The 20,229-nt window shown below is 60.2% G+C and carries 18 protein-coding genes; 4 read left to right on the top strand and 14 right to left on the bottom strand.

Features of this window, described 5'->3' with window-relative positions:
* The first annotated feature begins 4 nt into the window (after positions 1-4).
* Positions 5-2,059, top strand: a complete 2,055-nt coding sequence (locus P2081_RS16510) for a type I secretion system permease/ATPase (RefSeq protein ID WP_278923960.1) — start codon at positions 5-7, stop codon at positions 2,057-2,059.
* Positions 2,052-3,392, top strand: coding sequence for an HlyD family type I secretion periplasmic adaptor subunit (locus P2081_RS16505; protein WP_278923959.1), 1,341 nt, complete (start codon positions 2,052-2,054; stop codon positions 3,390-3,392). The genes P2081_RS16510 and P2081_RS16505 overlap by 8 nt, the downstream gene beginning before the upstream one ends.
* Before the next feature lie 91 nt (positions 3,393-3,483).
* On the opposite strand, the gene eda is transcribed toward P2081_RS16505, so the two are convergent.
* From eda to P2081_RS16490, 3 genes are read right to left on the bottom strand one after another with little or no spacing between them, the layout of a single operon-like run.
* Positions 3,484-4,134 carry a bifunctional 4-hydroxy-2-oxoglutarate aldolase/2-dehydro-3-deoxy-phosphogluconate aldolase gene (gene eda / locus P2081_RS16500; protein ID WP_278923958.1) on the bottom strand — a complete coding sequence of 217 codons (651 nt, stop codon included), beginning with the start codon at positions 4,132-4,134 and terminating at the stop codon, positions 3,484-3,486.
* Positions 4,131-5,072, bottom strand: coding sequence for a sugar kinase (locus tag P2081_RS16495; RefSeq protein ID WP_278923957.1), 942 nt, complete (start codon positions 5,070-5,072; stop codon positions 4,131-4,133). Before P2081_RS16495 ends, eda begins: the two co-directional genes overlap by 4 nt.
* On the bottom strand, positions 5,069-5,803 hold the full coding sequence (locus tag P2081_RS16490; RefSeq protein WP_278923956.1) for a FadR/GntR family transcriptional regulator: 735 nt from the start codon (positions 5,801-5,803) through the stop codon (positions 5,069-5,071). The genes P2081_RS16495 and P2081_RS16490 overlap by 4 nt, the downstream gene beginning before the upstream one ends.
* A gap of 334 nt (positions 5,804-6,137) precedes the next feature.
* On the opposite strand from P2081_RS16490, the gene P2081_RS16485 reads away from it, so the two are divergent.
* Positions 6,138-6,704, top strand: coding sequence for a hypothetical protein (locus tag P2081_RS16485; RefSeq protein WP_278923955.1), 567 nt, complete (start codon positions 6,138-6,140; stop codon positions 6,702-6,704).
* A gap of 38 nt (positions 6,705-6,742) precedes the next feature.
* On the opposite strand, the gene P2081_RS16480 is transcribed toward P2081_RS16485, so the two are convergent.
* The 11 genes from P2081_RS16480 to chvE all read right to left on the bottom strand — a co-directional run bounded on the left by P2081_RS16480 (position 6,743) and on the right by chvE (position 19,142).
* On the bottom strand, positions 6,743-7,594 hold the full coding sequence (locus P2081_RS16480; RefSeq protein ID WP_278923954.1) for an SMP-30/gluconolactonase/LRE family protein: 852 nt from the start codon (positions 7,592-7,594) through the stop codon (positions 6,743-6,745).
* Positions 7,591-8,199, bottom strand: coding sequence for a 2-dehydro-3-deoxy-6-phosphogalactonate aldolase (locus tag P2081_RS16475; protein WP_278923953.1), 609 nt, complete (start codon positions 8,197-8,199; stop codon positions 7,591-7,593). Before P2081_RS16475 ends, P2081_RS16480 begins: the two co-directional genes overlap by 4 nt.
* On the bottom strand, positions 8,196-9,098 hold the full coding sequence (locus P2081_RS16470) for a 2-dehydro-3-deoxygalactonokinase (RefSeq protein WP_278923952.1): 903 nt from the start codon (positions 9,096-9,098) through the stop codon (positions 8,196-8,198). Before P2081_RS16470 ends, P2081_RS16475 begins: the two co-directional genes overlap by 4 nt.
* Before the next feature lie 3 nt (positions 9,099-9,101).
* Positions 9,102-10,616 carry an aldehyde dehydrogenase (NADP(+)) gene (locus P2081_RS16465; RefSeq protein WP_278923951.1) on the bottom strand — a complete coding sequence of 505 codons (1,515 nt, stop codon included), beginning with the start codon at positions 10,614-10,616 and terminating at the stop codon, positions 9,102-9,104.
* Positions 10,617-10,629: 13 nt separating this feature from the next.
* On the bottom strand, positions 10,630-11,547 hold the full coding sequence (locus P2081_RS16460) for a dihydrodipicolinate synthase family protein (protein ID WP_278923950.1): 918 nt from the start codon (positions 11,545-11,547) through the stop codon (positions 10,630-10,632).
* A gap of 17 nt (positions 11,548-11,564) precedes the next feature.
* Entirely contained in the window at positions 11,565-12,575 is a 1,011-nt protein-coding gene (locus tag P2081_RS16455; protein WP_278923949.1) for an aldose epimerase family protein, read from the bottom strand.
* 7 nt (positions 12,576-12,582) lie between these two features.
* Positions 12,583-13,512, bottom strand: coding sequence for a Gfo/Idh/MocA family protein (locus tag P2081_RS16450; protein ID WP_278923948.1), 930 nt, complete (start codon positions 13,510-13,512; stop codon positions 12,583-12,585).
* Positions 13,512-15,254, bottom strand: coding sequence for an L-arabinonate dehydratase (gene araD, locus P2081_RS16445; RefSeq protein ID WP_278923947.1), 1,743 nt, complete (start codon positions 15,252-15,254; stop codon positions 13,512-13,514). Before araD ends, P2081_RS16450 begins: the two co-directional genes overlap by 1 nt.
* A gap of 1 nt (position 15,255) precedes the next feature.
* Complete coding sequence (gene mmsB / locus P2081_RS16440; protein WP_278923946.1) at positions 15,256-16,491, bottom strand: multiple monosaccharide ABC transporter permease; 1,236 nt, start codon at positions 16,489-16,491, stop codon at positions 15,256-15,258.
* Positions 16,492-16,502: 11 nt separating this feature from the next.
* Positions 16,503-18,023 carry a multiple monosaccharide ABC transporter ATP-binding protein gene (mmsA, locus tag P2081_RS16435; protein ID WP_278923945.1) on the bottom strand — a complete coding sequence of 507 codons (1,521 nt, stop codon included), beginning with the start codon at positions 18,021-18,023 and terminating at the stop codon, positions 16,503-16,505.
* 66 nt (positions 18,024-18,089) lie between these two features.
* Positions 18,090-19,142, bottom strand: a complete 1,053-nt coding sequence (gene chvE, locus P2081_RS16430; RefSeq protein WP_278923944.1) for a multiple monosaccharide ABC transporter substrate-binding protein — start codon at positions 19,140-19,142, stop codon at positions 18,090-18,092.
* A 146-nt stretch (positions 19,143-19,288) separates the two neighbouring features.
* Here chvE and P2081_RS16425 point away from each other — a divergent pair, with 146 nt between their 5' ends.
* Positions 19,289-20,206 (top strand): LysR family transcriptional regulator, encoded by a 918-nt coding sequence (locus P2081_RS16425; RefSeq protein ID WP_278923943.1) that lies wholly within the window; start codon positions 19,289-19,291, stop codon positions 20,204-20,206.
* Positions 20,207-20,229: the final 23 nt, after the last annotated feature.

The following is a 20,229-nucleotide window of genomic DNA, read 5'->3' as shown; positions in this document are numbered from 1 at the left end:
AAAAATGTTAGATAAATCTGTTTCCGAAGCTGACCAAAGCATTCGCAACAAAACGCAACAAAACACCACCACGAACGGCGCAAACGGCACCGCGCAGAATGTTACAGCAAAACAGCCACTGCTGCTGACGCCCGCACAACGATGCAACAAACCCGAGAAAATCGACACCAAGCAGCCTATCGCCAGGGGGATCGGTGGCGTTCAGATTGATGCCGATACCGGACCAGTCCTGAAGCCAGGCGGCGGCAAGCCACCTGCCAATACCAACAGCGGTGGTGGTGGTGGCGACGGTGGTGGTGGTGCAAAACCACAGTTTCACAAGCGCGGTGGCCCGGAACAATTTGCCCTAAAGCTGCGCCAAGGGCGGAAAGTCGTGCGGCGCAATCTCGGCTTTGTCATGCTGTTGACCTGCGCGACAAATCTTCTGGTGCTGGCGATCCCGATCTACCTATTCCAGATTTCCGACAGGGTCTTGACCAGCCGGTCGCTCGACACGCTGATCATGCTGACAATTGTCATCGCTGGTGCGGTGATCATGCAATCCATCTTTGATGCTGTCCGACGCTTCGTGTTGATGCGCACGGCCGTAGAGGTGGCTGTCCTGCTGGGCGCCCCTGTCCTGAGTGCGGCGGCACATGCCTCTCTGCAAGACAACGGCCGCCAGTATCAGACTTTGGGCGACCTGCAATTGCTCAGGTCCTTTTTGGTATCCGGTACGCTGATCTCGTTTTTGGATGTCCCCTTCGCCCCCCTGTTCATTACCGCGATTTTCCTCGTTCACCCGCATCTCGGCATGATTGTGATTGCGACGGCGGTTACGCTCATGCTCATTGCGTTGATCAACCAAAGGGCTACATCCAAACCCTTTGCAGAGGCAAATCAGGCCCAGTCGCGGGCAAACATGCATCTCGACTCGATGTCGCGCAACAGCCAGATCATCAACGCCCTCGCCATGGTCCCCGAGGCGGTCGCATTGTGGGGCCGTGACACCGCCGCGTCGCTGCGCGCCCAGGTGCTGGCACAGGATCGAAACATCATTTGGGCTGCCGTCTCACGCGGGGCAAGATTGCTCACCCAGATTGCGATGCTGGGCTGGGGGGCCTATCTGGCGCTCGAAGGGGAGATAACCGGCGGCATGGTCATCGCGGCCTCTATCATTGCCGGTCGTGCGCTGGCACCGATCGAAGGCTCGATCGAAGGTTGGAACGGCTTTTCACAATCCCGCGCGGCCTATGACCGGGTCAGCAACCTGATGATGTCATCGGTACAAAAGTACGAAAAACTCCGCTTGCCCCGCCCCGAGGGCCGTCTGAATGTCGAGCGCCTGCTGTTTGTCCCGGCAGGCACGAAACAGGTCATCCTCAACGGTCTGACATTCAGCCTGAATCCGGGGGATTCATTGGCGGTGATCGGCAACTCTGGCGCCGGCAAGACAACACTGGGGAAAATGCTTGTGGGCTCAATTCTGCCGACCTCAGGCAACGTCAGGCTTGACCTGATGGACCTACGCAATTGGGATGACCGACAACTGGGCGAAAACATCGGCTACCTGCCGCAAGACGTGCAATTGTTTCCGGGCTCCATCAAGAACAACATCGCCCGGATGCGCGAAGGTGCCAGCGACGAAGACATCCATCGCGCCGCGCTTCTGGCGGATGTGCATGATATGATCGCCTCGCTGCCGCATGGCTATGAAACCATGGTCGCTGCCGATGGCTCGCCACTGTCGGGCGGGCAAAAGCAACGTATTGCCCTGGCGCGCGCCTTTTTCGGCAACCCCCGCTTTTTGGTTCTGGATGAACCCAACTCCAACCTCGACACCTCTGGGGACCGGGCGCTTGCCAATGCCATCCGCCACGCGGGCGAGGCCGGTATCACCGTGGTTGTCATCACCCAAAAACCATCACTGCTAAGCGTCGTCGACAAGATCATGCTGCTGGCGGATGGCAATATTGCACTGTTTGGCGAACGCAATCAGGTTCTGCAAAAACTGTCGGAACGCACAAACGCCGCTGGCAAGCTACCGCCACAAGGCAATGGAGGACAGGGCAATGCCTAACCCGATCGCACTTGCTGAACCGGCAGAATGGTATGACGATGTGCCCCGGTCGATCAAAAAGCATGTCACCTTCGGTCTGTTCCTGATGATTTTTGGGCTTGGCAGCTTTGGGGTCTGGGCCTTCAGGGCGCCCCTGGCCGCCGCGGTCATTTCTCAGGGCAGCTTTGTTGCCACCGGCAGCAACAAGATTGTTCAGCACCTCGAAGGCGGCATCATCAAAGCCATTCTTGTCGAAGAAGGCGAAAACGTCGTCGCAGGACAGCCAATCGTGCTGCTTGATGAAACCTCTGCCCTTGCAACCGAACGCGAGCTGTTCTTGCGTCAGGTCAGATTGGAAGCGATGGAAAGCCGTATTCTTGCTGAATACAATCGCAAGGATACGCTGGTTTACCCCGCCAGACTGGAACAGCTCCGCTCAGACTACAATGTGGTCGCAATGCTTGATGGGCAGCAGATTGTGTTCGACGCCGCCACCCAGCAATTAAAGAATGAAATAAACCTGCTAGAGCAAAGCATCGAAGCCCTGAAAAGCCGGTCGGTCGGCTATGAAAAACAACTGGCTGCCACCCAGGCTCAACTGGAAATTCTGGAAGAAGATTCTCAGGCGAAAGAAGTGCTGTTGGAAAAGGGCCTGGTGCGCAAATCGGAATACAACACCCTGCGCCGCGCTTTGGCTGAAGCCCAGGGCCAGATTGGCCGCCTGCAATCCGAAATCGACGAAACCGCCTCGCTGTCCCAGCGCTACCAGTCGCAGATCTCGCAGACCATCAACGAAACCCAAAGCGCAGCACTTGACGAGTTGCAAGCGGTACAATCAGAGTTGGAAAGCGTTCGCGAACAGGCCCGCAAAGCCGAAAGCATCCTCACCCGGACCGAAATTGTTGCGCCGGTTTCAGGGACGGTTGTTCGCCTGCATTATCACACTGCAGGCGGTGTCGTCGAAAGCGGCAAGGCAATTCTGGAAATATTGCCAACCGGCGAACCCCTGATCATCGAAGCCCAGATTCCGCGCACCGAAATTGACGTGGTCCGCAAGGGGCAAGCTGCCACAGTCAGGCTGACCGCCCTGAACCAGCGCACGACGCCAATCCTTGAAGGCAAAGTCTATTACGTATCCGCAGACGCGATTCTGGACCGCTCGCAAGAGCTGCCACAAGAAATCTATGTGGCGCGTATTTCCGTGGCCCCCAGCGAATTGCAGCGCGTCAGGGGCTTTACCCCCACTCCGGGCATGCCTGCCCAGATCATGATTCAAACCCAGAACAGGACCTTCATCCAATACCTTATGAAACCTGTCGCAGACAGTATGATCAGGGCATTCCGGGAACAGTGAAGTACCCCGTCCCCCAAGTCCTGCGCCGCTATCCTGCAGCAGTCCCGGTTCGCGGCCACAAGATGGCGGCATCCACCCCGCGCGGGGGTGATCAGACAGACAGTGTTTGCCGTGCTTCACGCGCGAGGGCCTCAACCTGATCCCAATCCGCCGCTGCGACCAGCGCATCGGGGGCAATCCAACTGCCCCCCGCACAGAGAACATTTGCCAGATCCAGATAGCTCTTGGCATTGGCAAGGTTGACGCCGCCGGTTGGGCAGAAACTGATCTGCGGCAGTGGCGCGCCAATCGCCTTGAGCGCGGGCGCACCGCCAGAGGCTTCGGCGGGGAAAAACTTCTGGGTGGTAAAGCCACGTTCAAGCAGGCGCATGGCTTCGCTGGCGGTGGCCGCGCCGGGCAGCAACGGCAGTTCTTCCTCCAGGCAGGCCTCGATCAAGGCATCCGTGGCACCGGGCGAGACGCCAAAAACAGCGCCAGCCGCCTTGGCATCGCGGACATCCTGCGGCGTGACCAGGGTGCCAGCGCCCACCACACCGCCCTCGACCTTTGCCATGGCTTCGATCACCTGTAGCGCCGCAGGCGTGCGCAAAGTGACCTCCAGCGCGGGCAGACCTCCGGCGATGAGCGCCTTGGCCAGGGGGGCCGCATGGGCCACGTCACGCACCACAAGCACCGGCATGATCGGTGCCAGATTGCAGATATCGCGGGTCACGCTGCGGGCGGCTTCGGAATTCAATTTCATTGGGTATCACCTTGGTTGAGACGGGCAAGAATTGACTCTCGGGCGGGGATCGACGCAACAGCCCCGTTGGTTTCGACAGAAAGAGAGGCCGCCGCGCAGGCAAACCGTCCGGCGGCAACAGGATCGCCAGTTCTGGCATATTCAGCCAGAAAGGCGCCATCGAAGGTATCGCCAGCCCCGGTTGCATCACGCAGATCGGCTGGAAAGGCGTCGATCCTGTGCTGGCCCTGCGGGGTTGCCACCAGCGCGCCCTTTTCAGCCAGCGTCAGTACAACCATCTGTACCCCAAAAGACAAGAAGCGATCGCAGATCTCGGTGGTGTCGCTGGTGCCAAACAGGGCTTGGCAATCTTCGATGCTCGGAAAAACCAGATCCACCAGGGGCAGGATTTGCTGCAACGCCCGCCAGGCCTGGGGCGCCGACCAAAGGTTCAGCCGCAGATTGGTATCAAAAGACACCTGTGCCCCGGCCGCGCGTGCCAGTTCTGCGGCCCGAAGTGCCGCGGCGCAGGAACTGTCAGAAATCGCCTGGGTGATGCCGCTGAGATGCAGCACACCTATCTGTTCGAACATCTGCGGGGTCAGGTCTTCCGGGGTAATCTGGCTGGCAGCGGAACCGGCGCGGCGATAGGAAAACTGGTGCCCCTGCGGGCCGTATTCGATGAAGTATAGCCCGGTCTGCGCCCCCTCCTTTTGCACAATGCGCGAGGCGTCGATGCCTTCCTCCTGGTAGAGTGTGAGAATATGATCGGCAAAGCCGTCACTCCCCAGGTGGGTCAGCATCCCGGATGTGGCCCCGGCCCTGCGCGCCGCCACGGCGGTGTTGGACACGTCACCGCCAATGCCGGGGCGGATCATATCTTTTTCAAGCCAGGAAAATTCAAACATCGGTTCGCCAAAACACAGGATGTCCAGTGGGCGGCGGTGGGGCGTGGTCATGTGGACGGTCCTGTAAAGCTGTTGGCATCCTCTGGGTGCAGTGCTTGGTTGGCGGCTGCAAAGTGGCGGCGCATCGCATCGCTGGCGGCGGCGGCATCGCCCTTGGCAATGGCCTCTTGGATACGGCGGTGATCCTCAAGGATACGGTTTTGCGCCTCGGGCGACGGCTGGGCGCGCCGCCCTGCGGTGATAGACTCTTTTATGATCCGGCGCAGCGGCGTGACGATATAGACATAAAGCGGGTTATCCGTGGCCTCGGCAATGGTCAGGTGAAACAGATAGTCCAGATCGGCAAAGGCTTCGGGATCGCGCACCGCCTGTTCCATCTGGGCGCAAAGCGCAGCAAGAGTCTCGGCCTGGGCGGCGGTACGGTTGGTCGCAGCCAGCGCGGCGGTAGCGGTTTCAATGCCTTGGCGCAGTTCCAACACCTTGCTGACTGAAAACTGCGCGGTGGCGAGCCCATGACTGAAGGTACCGGCCAGAATATCTGGGTTGATGGCATTGACCTGCGCCCTGCGCCCATTGGAAATCTTGATGTGCCCGGCCCCCGCCAGATGGGCCAGGGCCCCACGGATCACCACCCGGCTGACCCCGGCGCGCGCGCCCAGCTCTGCCTCAGAGGGCAGCCTATCGCCTGGGCGAAGCCTAGCCTCGGCAATCATGGACAGGATGCTGTCGGCCACGCGGGAATAAAGCGGGCGCCGATCCAGGTTGTCAAAGTCATCACTCACGGCAATCCCTTACGCGTGGGAGGCAGAGCAGGGGGCTGTGCCTTGCAATCCTGTATACCTATATTACAGGTTGACGCAACCCGGCAAGAGATATGTTTGCCCCTGTTCAGCCAAGCAACCAAAGTAACAGCCGCCGGAGAACAAGATGCCCCCCCGACAAAGAACTGGTGCAGGGGGCACAGGGGGTCCAGCCGGGTGCCTCCCGGTGGATCCGATCCAATGCCTGACACCACGCCAAAGTCCGCAACGGCCTACGGCCTTGCCCCTTTACGCAATCCTTTCTGGATCACCCGAGGGATTTTCACTACTGCTGCCAAGAGGGGTGCAAATAGGCATGGACATGACAGCAAAACCGAGCAGACAGATTTTCATCAAGTTCCTTCTCCTCTGCTGCCTTCTCGTCGGGTATTTTGGCTATCTCAGCTACGAATACGATATCGCAACCGGCGGCGCAGCAGCACTGATCACTTGGAGTTTCTTTGTCCTGTGTACGCCAGTGGCCGATGCCGGGTTCCTGCTGGATTTTCCCCTTCGATTGCTGTTCGGCATTCGCATGGTCGTCTCGGAAATCGCCGTCTGGCTTGTGGCGTTTGGCCTGAATGCAGCACTGATGTTCTATGGTCCTGGCTACTATAAAACGACCGTCCTCACCGAACTCTTGTACACCATACTTACGAACCCATTCCCATATTGGGGTATAATCATACTGTCCGGGTTAGGCACATTTCTGTCGATCCGCTTCGGGGATGAGCTGATGGATGTCATTCGCCACCGAGATCGCGCCTTCTTTCATTCCCACCATTTCAAGCATGAACTGGTATTGTTCGCCTTCTTTTTGCTGGTGCTCTTTATCTATTACCGGACCATCTCTGCCATCGGCATGGACGCCGTCATGAAGTAGACGCAGCCCCCCGCGGGGCGGCTATTGCCACTGTTGTTTCACAGAATGACGCGGTTTTCCGGGCAGCCCGTGTAGCTGGTGTCCGCGCGATAAAGGCAGCCCTCACCCGGTCCCGCCTCGTGTAGACCCTGCCGCGCTGTGGTCACAAAAAGCTGCGAAAAATCGGCACCGCCAAAGGCCGGACAAGAGCTGTGCTTGCCGCCAACATGAACCACGTGATCAAGTTGGCCATCGGGCAAATACCGCGCCACGCGCCCAGCCCCCCACTGCGCATTCCAAAGCGCGCCTTCGGCGTCACATACCGCCCCGTCAGGGAACAGCGCCTCGGGGCCGAGGTCGACAAAGACGGTTGCGTCACCAACTGGCCAGCCCGCCTGATCAAGCGGCTGGCGCATGATCTTTGCCCGGGGGGTGTCGCAGAAATAGGCGGTGGTGCCATCCGGGGTAAAACAGATCGCATTCGGGATCGTGATCGCGTCGAACAGTTTGCGAAGCTCCCCTTGGTAGAGCCGATAAATCGCCCCGGCCTCCGGCTCGGCCTGTTTGCCCATCGTGCCAATCCAAAAGCCGCCCAAGGGGTCGGCCCGCCCGTCATTTGACCGGGTGACCGGGTTTTCGGCTTCCAGCGGGTGCAGCAAGCTGCGGCTGCCGCTGGCGATATCAAAGGTGAAAAGCCCGGTTTCAGAGGCGATTATCAACCTATCGCGATCAATCCAGCCCGCCGCCGAGACATGTTCGTCAAACTGCCAGTCCAGCGCTGCGCCATCCAGCTGCGACAACAGCCGCTTGCCCAGAATATCGAACCAGAACAATTGCTGCCGTTCAGGGTGCCAAAGCGGCCCCTCACCCAGTGCGCAGGCGCGGCTATCAAAAATCTCTGCCTTGGTCATGCAAACACCTCGTCATAGGTGCCGACCACCTCTTGCGCCCTTATAGCCACGTCTTGCGCGCTGTCGCCGGGACGGTAAAGCGCGGCACCAAGGCCAAACCCGTCTGCCCCCGCCGCGCGCCACTGTGCAAAGCTGTCAGGATCTGCGCCGCCAACAGCCAATACAGTTGTTTGCGGCGGCAGCACCGCCCGCACCGCCTTGAGCCCAGCCGGGCCGATCAGGGCACCGGGAAAGAGCTTCAGCCCATCCGCCCCGGCCCGCAGCGCGGCAAAACACTCGGTCGGGGTCATGGCACCGGGATAGGACACAAGACCCGCCGCCTTGCTGGCCCGGATTACCTCTGGGTTGGTGTCGGGCGACACAATCAGCCGCCCGCCAGCCGCCTGCACCCGCGCGACATCCTGCGGGGTTAGCACCGTGCCCGCGCCGATCAGCGCCGTATCGCCAAAGGCCCGTGCAAGCAGGGCGATAGACTCCAGCGGGTCCGGTGAGTTCAGCGGCACCTCGATCTGCAGGATACCGGCCTCGATAAGCCGCTCGGCGATCTCTGTCACTTCGGCAGGCGTCACGCCGCGCAGGATGGCGACAAGGTTACGCTGTGTCATGGGCTGTCCTCTTGTTGACGATAGGCTGCTTTCAGCCCCTCCAGGGCCAGATCGACCCCATGCAGTGTGGTGACCTCGCCGCCAAGCTGCGCAAGTGCGCGATGATAGCAGCGGGCCAGGTTATCGGCACCAATCACGGACACCGCCCTGCCCTGCCAGTAGTTGCGCATTGCCGCCAGTTCGGCCCCGATCAGCAGGCCCGACAGATGGGCCTGCGGTGCATCTTGCGCCGCCCCGCCGACAAGCGACCCGGCCCGCAGCCCAAACAGCTGTGAAAAGACCTGCGCGGGCTGCGCCGCAGAGGTGGTAATTGCCGCAGCAAAAACCGCGTCATCCCAGCCAGCGTCAAGAGAATGCCGCAGGATTGACTGGTTGCACAGCAGATCAAACAGCTCTCCCGTCATGGCCGTGTTGAAGGACTGCACCGCTCCACCCGCAACGCGCACCCATTTGGAATGGGTTCCGGGCAGGCAAAGCGTGCCGTCAAAACCGGGATCCCCTGCCAGAATACCGGCGATCTGGGTCTCTTCGCCGCGCATGACATCGGGCGGGTCCATCTGGCAAAGCCCGGGCAGAATATGCACTTCAAGGCGCGGATCCCTCGTTGGAGCCCGGACGGTGTGCCCCTTTGCCGGCAGGCAGGGCACGGCGGCATAGGGCGCTTCGATCCAGCCCTGCCGCGCCCCGGCCATCCCGCAGATCAACACCTTGGTGCGGCCTTCCTCGGCCAGGAACGGCGCGGCCAGTTCCAGCAGCGCGCCCTCAAAGGCATCTGGCTGCAAACGCCCCATGCCCCTGTCGGACGCCGCATCGCCGACAACCTGATCCAAGCCATCCAGCGCCCAAAGGCGCAGGCGTGAGGTGCCCCAGTCGGCGGCGATCCAGTGTGCTTTAGCCATATGTCAGTCCAGATCGCTTGGCAGCAGCGTATGGGGGACATTCTGATAGCAGACAGGCCGCAGGAAGCGACGGATCGCAAAGGTGCCCACCGAGGTTGCGCCAAAATTGGTCGAGGCAGGGTATGGCCCACCATGGACCATCGCCTCGCAGACCTCGACGCCGGTTGGAAAACCGTTGGCCATGACACGGCCAGCCTTGCGCTCCAGCACGGGCATCAGCTTTTGCCCAAGGCCGGTGTCGCCGCTGTCCATGTGCAGCGTGCAGGTCAGCTGGCCTTCCAGGGACTGCGCCACCTTCAGCATTTCGGCCTCATCCGCGACCCGGACAATCAGGCCGAGCGGGCCAAAGACCTCTTCCCCCAGCGCGTGATTGGCAAGCCATTCTGCGCCGGTTGTGGCGAACAGATAGGGCGTCGCATTGCGCTGATCGCAGGTGGAAGTCAGCAGTTCCTGCACCCCTGCACTGGCGGCCAGACGATCGCGCCCGGCGCGGTAGGCACTGGCAATCCCATCGGTAAGCATCGTTTGCGCGCCGACCGGCTCCAGCGCCTTGATCGCCGCCGTGGTAAAGGCATCTGCATCCGCGCCGTCGATGACAATGGCAATGCCCGGATTGGTGCAGAACTGCCCGGCACCCATGGTCAGCGAGCCGGCCCAGCCAGCGGCGATATCGCCGCCACGGGCCTGCAGTGCGACCGGCAACAGGAACATCGGATTGACGCTGCCCAACTCCCCAAAGAAAGGGATTGGAACAGGCCGCGCGGCACAAAGATCAAACAGCGCGCGCCCACCGCCGAGCGAACCGGTAAAGCCCACCGCATTGATCAGCGGGTGCTGTACCAGGGCCTCTCCGACATCGCGCGTATTGCTTTGGATCAGCGAAAAGACCCCCGGCGCCACACCACAACTGGCGATAGCGGCATGAATTGCCTCGGCGATGATTTCGCCGGTGCCGGGGTGGGCCGGATGGCCTTTGACAACAACAGGGCAGCCGGCTGCAAGCGCGGCAGCGGTGTCACCGCCTGCAGTGGAAAAGGCCAGCGGGAAGTTGGAGGCGCCAAAGACAGCCACCGGGCCAATGGGCCGCTGCACCAGTTTGAGATCAGGCCGCGGCAGCGGCGCACGATCCGGCTGCGCGGTGTCATGGCGACGATCCAGATAATCCCCCTTGAGAATATGCGCCGCAAACAGGCGCAACTGGCCGGTGGTTCGGCCACGTTCGCCCTGCAAGCGGGCCTCTGGCAGGCCGGTTTCCTGTATGCCGATTTCGGTGATGGCATCGCCGCGTGCCTCGATCTCGTCGGCAATCGCGTTCAGCAAGGCGGCCCGCTCAGCGCGGGTGGAATACCCGTAGGACCAGAAGGCTTCTTCCGCGGCATTGCAGGCGCGGTCGACATCCTCGGGTGTGCCGAGGCTGAAGTTTCGGGCCGGACCATCTGCGGGATCGGAAGTGAATGTCGTGGCACTTGCCACCCAATCGCCTGCGATCAGATGTTTTCCATGTGCTTGAAATGTCATGTTCCTGGTTTCCTTATTTGCCCCAGCGAAGCGAGATCAGATCAAGCTCACCAGCAAGTTGCAAGAGTCTGGTTTTTGTTCTTTCGCTCATCGGCTTCAGTGGATGGCGGACATGGTCGGATCCGATCACGCCGCCAGCCATCATCACGGTCTTCGCCGCGCGCAGACCGCATTGGCGGTTTTCATGGTTGATCAGCGGCAGGCACAGTTTCCACTGCGCCAGCGCCCCGTCGTGATCGCCATCAAGATAGCGCATGACGATTGGCCGGATCAGTTCTGGCTGCAGTGCCGAGGTCATGGTTCCGGTTGCCCCCGCATCAAGATCGGCCAGCAGTGTTACCGCTTCTTCACCGTCAAACGGGCCGACGATATCATCGCCGCCAGCCTCGATCAGCGCCGCAAGTTTATCGGCAGCAAAAGGCGTTTCGATCTTGAAATAGCTGACATTTTCGATCTCGCGCGCCATTTTGACCAGCGACGGCACTGGCAGCGACACACCAGACAGCGGCGCGTCCTGCACCATGATCGGGATGTTGATCGCATCCGAAACGGCCTGAAAATGTTCATGGATCCCTGTCTCCCCGGGGACCAGCCCGACCCCGTGATAGGGGGGCATCATCATCACCATCGCCGCGCCCATCTCCTGCGCTTCGCGCGCGCGCGCCACCGCGATACCGGTGAAAAAATGGCTGATCGTCACGATTACCGGCACCCGGCCTGCCACATGTTCAAGGCTCAGCCTGGTCAGGGTGGCGCGTTCTTCATCCGACAACAGGAACTGTTCGGAATAATTGGCCAGGATGCAGATCGCATCGACCCCCTGATCGATCATGCAGTCAAGAACACGACGCATCCCGTCTTCGTCGATACGGCCATCGGCATGAAAGGGAGTTGGGGCAACGGGCAGAATGCCAGTCAGTGTTTTCTTCATATCTGTCTCCTTGGATGTCAGTCGCGGACATGCGGATGAAACCGCGAGACCTGGCGATAGGTCTCATCCGGGTTCAGCCGGATATCCGGGTATTCGGGATGATTGGGCGCGTCGGGCCAGGCCTGCGGTTCGATCGCTAAGCCGGCATTGGCGCCATAGGGCATACCAGTGAGCGTGGCCGCCAGCCCCGTATCAAGATGCGCGCCCTCATAAATCTGCAAGCCAGGGCTATCCGCCTCGACCTCAAGCCGCATGGGGCCATAGTCAAGACAGCACAGAGGGCGCAACGCCTGTGTCGGTTCGGCAAAGCAAAAGTTGTGATCCAGCAGCGCATCACCCGCGCGTTTGACCGCCCGTGGCTTGCGGAAATCAAACCGCGTCCCGTCCAGCGACGCGGGCGGTCCAAGCGGGATCAGATCCGCATCAACCGGCAGGTAGCTATCGGCGGGCAGGGTCAGGTCATGGTGTTGCAGGCCATCCTCGGGGGCAAAGCTCCAATAGGCGTGATGGGCCAGATTGCAAAATGTCGGTGCATCGGTTCGGGCGCTGAGCGTCAGGCGCAATGCGCCGTCCTCTTCCAGCGCATAGCGCGCGGTAATGTCGAGCCTGCCGGGAAAGCCACCTTCGCCATCAGGCAGCGTGACCTTCAGCACCACCTGCGCGCTGTCATGTTCGGCAATGGTCCAATTGCGCAGACTGGTGCCACGGGCACCGCCATGCAGACAGGTCTTGCCGTTTTCGTTGCGATCCAGTGCAACCACGCGGCCCTGCAGCATTGCGCGCCCCTTGGCGATCCGGTTGGCAACACGGCCTGCAATGGCCCCGCAATGCAGCAAAGGCCCCAGATAGGCGGAAAAATCCGGACTGCCAAGAATGACCGGAGCCCCCCAGCCCTGCACGCGGTAATCCTGCAGGCTTGCGCCCCAGCTCATCACTGCGGCACGGCTGCCGCCGTTTTCCAAACGCAGAAGATGAACGGGATCGCCGCCGGGCGTCGTGCCAAAGGTTTCAACGGATGCATGCCGCATGCTGTGCTCACTCGATGAACGGTGCGACAGACACCCGCCGCCCCAGCGTAAAGGCATCTGCCACATGGCGCATCGGGGACAGATCCATATCAATGTCGCCATCGCCGACAACCTGCGCCATGCGCGCATAGAGCCGGGGATATTCCCCCGTCAGGCTAAAGCCGGTGTCCTCCAGCGTTTCTTTGCCATTGATGGTCAGCCTTGCGCCGCCACCGGAGAGCACCAGTGTGCCCTGATCCGTCTCTGCCTCGATGGTCCAGATCTGTTCGCCTTGCTGCAGGAAATCCAGCTCGGCCGTAATCTCGGCCCCTTGCGGATGATAAAACCCAACCGAAGCGGCGATCGGAGTCTGGCAGTTTTCAGGCACCTTCAGAACCGCACTGGTCACATGGATAGGGTCGGGCAGGATCTCTGTCACGATCGACAGGGCGTTGATGCCCGGATCAAAGACGCCCAGCCCGCCGGGTTGCCAAATCCAGTCCTGGCCAGGATGCCAGCGGCGCACGTCTTCTTTCCAGGTCACGCTAAGGCGGCGCAGGGTCTTGTCGGCCAACCATGCCTTGGCACCTGCCACGCCTGCTGCTTCACGCGAATGCCAGGTCGCAAAGAGCGAAACCCGCTGCGCCCGCGCCAGGGATTCCAGCGCGTGGCATTCCGACAGCGTTGCGCCTGGCGGCTTTTCCAGCATGACATGCCGCCCGGCACGGATCGCGGCCTGGGCCGCAACAAAGCGCGGCACCGGCGGCAGACAAAGCGACACGACACGAATGTCGGGACAGTCCTTCAGCATTGCATCCAGATCGGTGAAGGCGGGAACGCCATCAACTGTGCCCTGGCGTGATACGGTGGCGGCAAGATCCCAATCCGGCGCAGCGGCTATGGCCGGAACATGCTGATCCACAGCAATCTTGCCAATGCCTACAAGTGCAATTTTCATCAATGCGAATCCTTTCCGACCGGCGCCCCACGGCACCCCTTGAGAAAGTCGAGATCGGCGCCGGTATCGGCACCCTCGACATGGGCCTGATGTAGCCAGGCATAGCCGGAGGCCGCCGTTTCGTGGCTTGGCTGCCAATTGGACAGGCGCTCGGCCAGTTCGGCATCGGAAATATCCAGATGCAGGCGACGGTTTTCCACATCGACCTCGATCATGTCACCGCTCTGTACCACCGCCAGCGGGCCACCAGCCGCCGCCTCGGGCGAGGTGTGCAGGATCACGGTGCCATAGGCGGTGCCGGACATGCGCGCATCCGAAATGCGGATCATATCAGTGATCCCCTTCTTCAGCACCTTGGGGGGAAGCCCCATGTTGCCCACCTCGGCCATGCCGGGATAGCCCTTTGGGCCGCAGTTCTTCAGCACCATGATGCAGGTCTCGTCGATATCCAGCGCATCATCGTTGATCTTGGCCTTGTAGTCGTCGATATCTTCAAAAACGACTGCCCGACCGCGATGCTGCATCAAGTGGGCAGAGGCCGCCGAAGGTTTCAGGATCGCGCCCTTCGGGGCAAGATTACCCTTGAGAACGGCAATACCGCCTTTCTCCGTCAGCGGTTTGTCAATGGGCAGGATCACGTCCTCGTTCCCGTTGACCGCGTCCTTGATTTCATCCCAGACGGTTTCCCCCGAAACGGTCAGCGCGTCCTTATGCAGCTTCCCGGCCTCGGCCAGCCGTTTCAGAACAACCGGAAGGCCACCGGCATAGAAGAACTCTTCCATCAGGTATTTTCCCGAAGGCTGCAGGTTCAGGATGGTGGCAATGTCACGGCCGCAGCGGTCCCAATCGTCCAAGGTGATGTCGATGCCGACACGGCCGGCGATGGCCAGCATATGCACCACCGTATTGGTTGACCCCCCCACCGCGCCGTTGCAGCGGATGGCGTTTTCAAAGGCCGCGCGGGTCAGCACGTCAGAGGGTTTGAGATCGTCTTTGACCATCTGCACGATGCGCCGCCCCGAAAGCTGCGCCATCACGCGGCGGCGGCTGTCGACAGCCGGGATCGCGGCATTCCCGGACAGGGCCATGCCCAGCGCTTCGGCCATAGACGCCATAGAGGAGGCTGTGCCCATGGTGTTGCAGGTGCCGGAAGAACGGGTCACCGCAGACTCTGCTGACAGGAATTCCTCCTGCGTCATTTCCCCGGCTTTGACCGCCTCGGAAAAGCGCCACAGATGGGTGCCTGCGCCTACACGTTCACCCTGGAACCAGCCGTTCAGCATCGGCCCACCCGTCACCACGATAGAGGGCAGATCGCAGGACGCCGCAGCCATCAGCAGCGAGGGTGTGGTCTTGTCACAGCCGACCATAAGCACGCAGCCATCCATCGGCTGCCCACGGATCTGTTCTTCGATCGACAACGCCGCAAGGTTGCGAAACATCATCGCCGTAGGGCGAAACGTGTTTTCCGAGGCCGAGAAGACAGGCACCTCCAGCGGAAAGCCCCCGGCCTCCCAGATGCCGGCCTTCACCTTTTCAGCCAGTTCGCGCAGGTGGCCGTTGCAGGGCGTCATGTCCGACCAGGTGTTCAGGATGCCGATCACGGGGCGACCATCAAACAGATCGTCCGGATAGCCCTGGTTCTTCATCCAGCCGCGATGGTAGATCACATCCTTGGTGCTGCCACTGTACCATTCGGCAGAGCGCAGCTTGCGGGGCCATTTTGCGGGTTTGAATGTCATATCAGGCCTGCTTTGATTTGTTGTAAACATCGAAGATCACGGCAGCCAGCAGCACCAGCCCCTTGATCACCTGCTGGTAGTCGATGCCAATGCCAAGGATCGACATGCCGTTGTTCAGCACGCCCATAAGGAAGGCCCCGACAACCGCGCCGACGATCTTGCCGACACCGCCCGACATAGAGGCACCACCAATGAAGACAGCCGCGATCACATCCAGTTCAAGCGCAAAGCCTGCTTTGGGCGTGGCCGAGTTCAGCCGTGCGGCAAAGACCATGCCCGCCGCTGCGGCCAGAACCCCCATGTTGGCAAAGGCCAGAAAGGTCAGACGCTCGGTCTTGATGCCCGACAGCTTGGCGGCCTTTTCGTTGCCACCCAGGGCATAGATGCGACGGCCGGTGACGGTACGCTCTGTGAAGAAGGCATAGATGAGGGTCAGCACACCCATGGTCAAAAGCACATTGGGCAGACCGCGAAACGTCGACAGCTTGTAGAAAATGAAGATCAGCGCCAGCGAGGTGATCCCGATCCGCGCATAGAAGAAGGCACTTGGCTCTACCTCCATGCCATAGGCGCGGTTCTGGGCGCGTGACTTCATGCCCATCCAGGTGATCAGCCCTGCCGCGACCAGCCCCGTCGAAAGCGACAGCACATTCACCCGCTTGGCATCCAGCAGACCCGCCAGCCCCGAGGACAGCCATGATGGGAAGATATCCGGCACAAATCCGTTTGATATCATCTGGAATTCACGCGGGAACGGGCCCAGGGATTGGCCTTCCAGCAGCCAGAGCGACAGGCCGCGAAACACCAGCATCCCCGCCAGCGTGACGATGAAGGAGGGGATCTTCCAATAGGCGATCCAATAGCCCTGCGCCGCACCAATCAGGCCGCCCGCCACAAGGCAGGTCACCATGGTGACCCCGGTAGAGAGTTCCCATTCGACGATCATCACGGCGGCCAGCGCCCCGACAAACCCCATGACAGAGCCCACCGACAGGTCAATATTGCCGCTGACAATGACGATCAGCATCCCCAGCGCCATGATGATGATATAGCTGTTCTGCAACAGCAGATTGGTCACGTTCACCGGCTTCAACAGCGTGCCATTGGTGACGATCTGGAAAAACGCCATGATCGCGATCAGGGCAAACAAGAGACCGTATTCACGCATATGCCGCACGAGGTATTCCTTGATCCCCAGTTTCTTGGGGGCCCCTGCGGTGCCTTCTGCAAGTTCCATTTTGCTGTCTCCTATTCGGTCACGATGAGCGACATGATGCGCTCTTGGCTGGCGTCTTCGGCTGAGAGTTCGCCGACGAAGGAGCCTTCGTTCATTACGTAGATACGGTCACACATGCCCAGAAGTTCGGGCATCTCGGAGGAAATCATCACGACTCCTTTGCCCTGGGCCGAAAGGTCGTTGATGATGCCGTAAATTTCAAATTTGGCCCCGACATCAATGCCGCGGGTTGGTTCGTCCAGGATCAGTACCTCGGGCTGCGCAAACAACCACTTGGACAGCACAACTTTTTGCTGGTTGCCGCCTGACAGGTTCATAACCTTCTGAAACACGCTGGGGGTTCGAATGTTCAGCGCCGACCGGTAGTCTTCTGCCACCTGCGTTTCGCGGGCTTCGTTCAGGACCATGTTGCGCGATACCTCAGGCAGATTGGCCAAGGTGATGTTGCGCTGAATGGTTTCATCAAGAACCAGACCCAGCGATTTGCGATCTTCGGTGACATAGGCCAACCCGGCCTTGATCGCCTTGGAGACCGAGCTCACATCAACCGGGGTGCCCTTCATTTCGACGCTGCCGGATATGTTGCGACCGTAGGACTGGCCAAAGATGCTCATCGCCAGTTCAGTGCGCCCGGCCCCCATCAGCCCGGCAATACCGACGACTTCGCCGGCGCGCACCGCCAGATTGACGTCATTGATCATCTGCCGCTCGCTATGCTGCGGGTGCCAGACGTTCCAGCCTTTGACCTCCATCAGCGTTTCACCCGCCCGGCGGGCGCGCCCAGGGTAGCGGTCGGCCATGTCACGGCCCACCATGTCACGCACGATGCGGTCTTCGGTGATTTCGCCCTTTTCGGCCTCCATGATAGAAACGCTGGTGCCATCGCGAATAACGGTCACGGTATCGGCCACGCGGCGCACCTCATTCAGCTTGTGGCTGATGATGATCTGGGTGACGCCCTGTTCTTTCAATTCAAGCATCAGATCCAGCAGCGCCTGGCTATCACTTTCCGAGAGCGCGGCAGTGGGTTCGTCGAGGATCAGCAGGCGAACTTCTTTCGACAGCGCCTTGGCAATCTCGACCAACTGCTGTTTGCCCACGCCCAGCGCATCAACCAGCGCGCTGGGCGGTTCTGACAGCCCGACCTTGCGCAGAAGCTCTTCGGTGCGGCGATTGGTTTCACGCCAGTCGACAATGCCACCAACCGCGTGTTCATTGCCAAGAAAGAGATTTTCGGCAATCGACAGCAGCGGCACCAGAGCCAGTTCCTGGTGAATGATGATAATGCCACGCGCTTCGGAATCCGAGATGCCGGAAAATTCGGCCAGCGCGCCGTCATAGTGAATTTCGCCCTCATAGCTTCCCGCCGCATAAACACCGGATAGCACCTTCATCAATGTAGATTTGCCAGCGCCGTTTTCCCCGACGAGTGCATGAATTTCGCCCTGTTTTACGGCCAGGTTCACCGAATCGAGCGCCTTGACCCCTGGAAATTCCTTGGTGATCGAGCGCATCTCGAGTAGCGCGTTCATAGCCCTACCTCCATGATTGAAAAGCCCTGCCCGCCCGCAAGCGGACAGAGCCAAAGGGAAACCAGGTTACTGGACTTCATCCATCGTGTAGTAACCGGACCCGATGATCACCTCTTCCCAGTTCGACATGTCGACAGAGACCGGCTCCAGCAGGTAGCTTGGGATGATCTTGACGCCATTGTCATAGGTCTTGGTGTCATTGATCTCAGGCTCGCCACCTTTGAGCAGCGCATCAACCATGCCCACAGTCACCCGGGCAAGCTCACGCGTGTCTTTGAAAACGGTCGAATATTGCTCGCCTGCCAGCATCGACTTGACCGAGCGCAGTTCAGCATCCTGGCCGGTGATGATCGGCATTTTCAGATCATCCGAACCATAGCCCACCCCCTTGAGCGACGAGATGATCCCAATCGACAGGCCATCATAGGGGGCGAGGACACCATGCACCTGGGCTTCGGTGTAATGGGCCGAGAGGAGATTATCCATGCGGGCCTGCGCCACCGCGCCATCCCAGCGCAGGGTGCCGACGGTTTCCATACCCATCTGGCCGGACACAATATTGACGGTCCCCGCGTCGATCAGCGGCTGCAGGACCGACATCGCGCCATTGTAAAAGAAATAGGCGTTGTTATCGTCGGGCGAACCACCAAACAGCTCGACATTATAGGGGCCATCGCCAAAGCGGTCTTTCAGCCCGTCAACCAGCGATGTCGCCTGCTGAACGCCAACTTTGAAATTGTCGAAGGTGGCGTAGTAGTCAACATATTCACTGTCGCGGATCAGCCGGTCATAGGCGATGACGTTGATATCGGCGAAATGGGCGTTTTCCAGCGCGTTCGAAAGCGTTGTACCGTCGATTGCGGCAACCACCAGAACATCAACGCCGTTGGTGATCATGTTTTCAATCTGGGCCAGCTGGTTGGGGATGTCATCCTCGGCATATTGCAAGATGGTGCCATAGCCAGCAGCTTCGAACTGTTCCACCATCGAATTGCCGTCCGAGATCCACCGCGCAGACGATTTGGTCGGCATTGCGATACCAACGGTTCCTTCAGCGAAGGCAGCAGTCGACACGAGTGCCGACGCCGCCGCTGTGATAAGCAGGCGGGTGAGTTTCATGGTTTCCTCCCAAAATGCGCGGTCATTTATATATCTATCGCGCGTTTCCTCATTCCGAGCGATTAGGCTCGCCGCATGGGTAAGGCAGGTTTACATAACAGTAAAATTCTAATATTCGCCCAGATCATACCAAAGGTGATATGCTCATGTCGATTGCACGCCGTCTCAAGACCTCTCATCTGCGCCTGATCCTGCGGGTCGCAGAGACAGGCAAGCTTCAATCCGCCGCCGAAGAAATCGCAATATCGCAACCTGCGGCATCGCGAATGCTCTCTGAAATCGAAACCCTTGTCGGCGCGCCACTGTTCACCCGCCACGCCAAAGGCATGGCAACAACCGCGATCGGCGAAACTGTTGTGCGCCACGCCCGGCAGATCCTCCAGAGTTTCGACAGGCTGGAAACCGATGTGCAACACGTCACCGACGGCCGCACGGGATCAGTACGCATCGGCACGGTGACGGGCCCAGCGGTGGGCATGGTCGTTCCAGTGATCCGCGCCATCCGTGAACTGGCCCCAGAGATAGAATTCACCGTCGAGGTCGCGCCCTCAGCCACCTTGCTGCGCGGGCTGGACGAGGGCAATTTCGATTTCATCATCGCCCGGCCTCCGCCCGACGACAGCGGCCACCACTACCGCATTCATCCTGCCCGCAACGAGGTGGTCTCCATGCTGGTCTGCCGCGACCACCCCCTGGCCGGGCGCAAGGCGCTCCGCCTGCGCGATCTGGCCGATTTCGAATGGGTCATTCAAGACCGTGGCACACCAATCCGCGCAGCGGTTGAGGCGGCCTTCTACGCCAATCGCGTCAAGCGGCCGACCCAGGTCACCAACACGTCATCCCTGCTTGTGGCGCTGGCGCTCTTGCAGGGGTCAACCGCCATCGCGCCGCAATCCTACGAGGTCGCAGAGCTGCTGACCGGCTCTGGGCTGGACGTCAATGTCACGCGGCTGGATCTCGTCGAAGATATTCTGGTCTCGCCGTTTTTTGTGATCGTCCAGCAAGACCGCCAGCTTTCCCCCGTGGCCGAACAGGTCATCCAGGAAACATTCCGCAGAATCTAGGCCCGGGCAACTCAGGACAGCCC

It is taken from the genome of Pseudophaeobacter profundi, assembly GCF_029697505.1.
In the GTDB taxonomy this organism is placed as follows: domain Bacteria; phylum Pseudomonadota; class Alphaproteobacteria; order Rhodobacterales; family Rhodobacteraceae; genus Pseudophaeobacter; species Pseudophaeobacter profundi.
Note: the sequence above shows the minus strand (reverse complement) of the source record. Positions and strands in the feature narration are given on the sequence as shown.